General features: G+C 50.6%; 4 protein-coding genes. All 4 read right to left on the bottom strand.

From position 1 onward, the window contains the following. Positions 1–492, bottom strand: a 492-nt coding sequence (locus ABYW01_RS18045) for an EAL and HDOD domain-containing protein (protein ID WP_372835498.1), incomplete at its 3' end; no start/stop codon positions are given. Between the two features lie 125 nt (positions 493–617). After that, complete coding sequence (locus tag ABYW01_RS18040; RefSeq protein WP_372835495.1) at positions 618–1,334, bottom strand: hypothetical protein; 717 nt, start codon at positions 1,332–1,334, stop codon at positions 618–620. Positions 1,335–1,358: 24 nt separating this feature from the next. Next, on the bottom strand, positions 1,359–2,546 hold the full coding sequence (locus ABYW01_RS18035; RefSeq protein ID WP_372835493.1) for a multidrug effflux MFS transporter: 1,188 nt from the start codon (positions 2,544–2,546) through the stop codon (positions 1,359–1,361). Between the two features lie 108 nt (positions 2,547–2,654). Next, on the bottom strand, positions 2,655–2,981 hold a 327-nt coding region (locus ABYW01_RS18030; protein ID WP_372835490.1), incomplete at its 5' end, for an EAL domain-containing protein.

Below are 2,981 nucleotides of genomic sequence, written 5' to 3'. Positions count from 1 at the left end.
TACCTTAAACGGTTTGAGCTGTTCCACCATTTTCAGCAGGTCATCATCACGAGTGATGGTCAGATCAATTTTTACAATGTGTGCAAGGTGCAATAGAGGATCGTGCGCGGGCGAGTACTCGAAGTCGTCCAGGGCGATACGATAACCTGCTGAGGCCAGATGACGCACCGCGTTAATCACTTCTTCGGTAACTGCCACATCTTCGAGCACTTCCAGAACAACCTGCTTGCTATCCAATGCGGGCAGGGTGTTTCCACTAAGCAGATCTTCTGTAAGGTTGATAAATACGGGTACAGGGCGTTGGTTGCCCTTGTCGAAGATGCTGATGAAGTTGTTCACCAGTACGTCGCAGGTTGCCTGATTACCATCGAAAACGTTGGCTTCAGTACGACTTGCAGAGGAACGGTAGAGAAGTTCGTGTGCGACAACGCGTAGATCACTATCAAAGATTGGCTGGCGCGCCATCAGAATATCGGCGGAAGTATCTTCCATGTCGTAGCCCCGGCCTCTGTGTTTTCCTAATTCAAGCATTGATGTTTGAAAGGGGCAACTATTAATTTCGATATTAAGGAATAAGTGGCTGTATTAATTGATCTAAACAGGGCGTTAGTGATGCATTAAACAGGTGCCGAGCGGTTTAATACGTTGGGTTTTCGGCTGCCGAAAGCCAGTATTAATCCCAGTACGATTCCCAGCAGGGCTGCAAACAGTACCCGATACTCACTGGGAAGCAGAAACGTCAGAGTGTGGCAGGGAATCCAGAATAGCGGAATTGTCTTTTTCAGTACGAAAGACCAGAGACGGTGCCAGTTAATCTCAGTCAGGATTTTTCCGAAGTACAGTGGACGGATCAGGCATATCAACCGGCCCTGATGTGCATTGATATGCAGGTCGGTTATTTTATGGAAGGTCATCAGCCAGACGCCGAATGTCAGGTTCATCGCGACACTGATCGCAAAAGCCACCAGAAAACGGTCTAGCGAAAGCGGGCCGCTTAATGCGTCGGCTGCGTGTTCCATACCGAGCAATGCCAAGGCTACAGGAACACCTGAGACGTAAATTACGAAACAGAGTTTGATGCAGATACCAAATACACCCCACACCACAGCCTTGGGCAGCACGCCAAACGTAGCCAGTGGATAGTGTCCCGTGGCAATCCTCAAACCCAGAACTTCACCGTAGGTCGCGAGAATCGCAAACTTGATAAAACTCGCTAGCAGGGGGGAGCTGTGGCTGGCAGTTTTTAAGGCTTCAGCGGGATCATCCATCAGCAGGAGCGGCGACAGCATTGCGCAAGTGAACAGCATAAACGTCAGATCAGATCGTTTTATCACAGGGATGAATGCCTCGGATGTGGCTTATTTGGAGTGATTGATCGCGTAGTGGTGACTTACCCATGATAGAAGGGGGGCAAGAAAGATAAATGCACTTAAGAGCACAACACTTGTGTGCATAAGGAAAGGAATGCTTTGAGCGACAGCGGCCCCCGTAATCAGCTGAATAAAACCCATCAAGCCGGAGGCCGTGCCGGCTTTGCCTGATGAACAGCTAATCGCAGCAAGCTGCGCGCTGGGTTGGCTCATCCCGCGGCCAAAGGTGAGCATCGCCATCGGTAGAAAGAGTGTTACATAGTGCAGCTGATCGGTAAGGGTAAACATCAGTAACAGCGCCGCACCGAACAGAGAAAGACCGTTCCCAGCGCGGATCATATTATCAATCTTCAGTCGCGCCGAGATTCGGGTGGAGAGGAAACTCCCTGCCATAAAGGCCAGCGACACGCTCAAAAACCAGTTGCCGAAATCGGCAGATGTCCCACCCAGTTGCTTGACGACGATATAAGGCATGCTGCCGACAAACAGATAAAAAGCGCAGGCGATAAAGGTAGTGGACAAGGTATAGCCAAGATAGGCGGGTGAGCGCAGTATATCGCTGTATTGGTTCAGAATGGGGATGATCCCCAGTGAAGTGGTCTTTTCCGTTCCGGTCTCAGGTAGACGCAGGATAGTGAGTATCCAGATCAGTGTGCTGATCAACAGAGAGAGATAGAAGATACTGTGCCAGTCGAACCAGAGATTGATATATCCGCCGACGGTTGGGGCAATTGCCTGAGCGATCGCGATGGCCATAACTACATAGCCCATCTTATTCGCAGCCCCCTCTCGGCCATGAATATCGAGCAATATAGTACGGACCAGAACCATCCCCGCGCTGCCGCCCAGCGCTTGCAAAATACGCCCGCCGATCAGTTGGTCAATATCCTGTGCGGTAGCCCCCAGCAAACTGCCCAGCACGTGAAGAGCCAGTCCGACAATCAATACCGGTCTCCGCCCGAAATAGTCCGATAGGGGGCCGCAGATCAGTTGGCCAATGGCGAGGGTGAGCAGGTATAGCGTAAAGGTTAACTGGATTGTGCTGATGTTTTGTTCGAGGCTTTGCGCCACATCTGGCATCGCCGGGATAAAGGCATTCAATGCCAGCGGGCTAGCCATGGCAATACCCGCCAAGAGCAGTGAAGAGGGGGCTTTAACGGCTGTAAGTTTGGTCAATGGGAGGGTATATCCTTAACAACTGAAGCGTGGCGCGACAATCTAACTTTAAATGTTCAGCTGAGGTCGGTGAATAAGGCTGGTCAAGCTTGGTCAGGCGGATGCCTATTATACAGAGGCTGTGCGCCCGCAACTATCTGCTACCTGAGCATTTATCATCAGCGCCAGCTCATTCAGGGGGACCGGCTTGCTAAACAAATATCCCTGAACCAGATCGCAGTTGTAATGTTTGATGAACTTATACTGCTCATCTGTTTCCACTCCTTCCGCGACGACCTTTAAATTAAGGTTATGCGCCATATCAATGATGGTACGGATGATCACTTCGTCACCACTATCCTCACCAATATCACGTACAAAGGAGCGGTCAATCTTCAGTGTATTCAGCGGCAGTTGTTTCAGGCGGCTGAGAGATGAGTAACCGGTGCCGAAATC

Origin of the sequence: Pontibacterium sp. (assembly GCF_041587635.1) — a bacterium.
Classification (GTDB): Bacteria; Pseudomonadota; Gammaproteobacteria; order Pseudomonadales; family Balneatricaceae; genus Pontibacterium.
The sequence above is the reverse complement of the archived record's forward strand: the minus strand, read 5'-3'. Positions and strand labels throughout refer to the sequence as shown.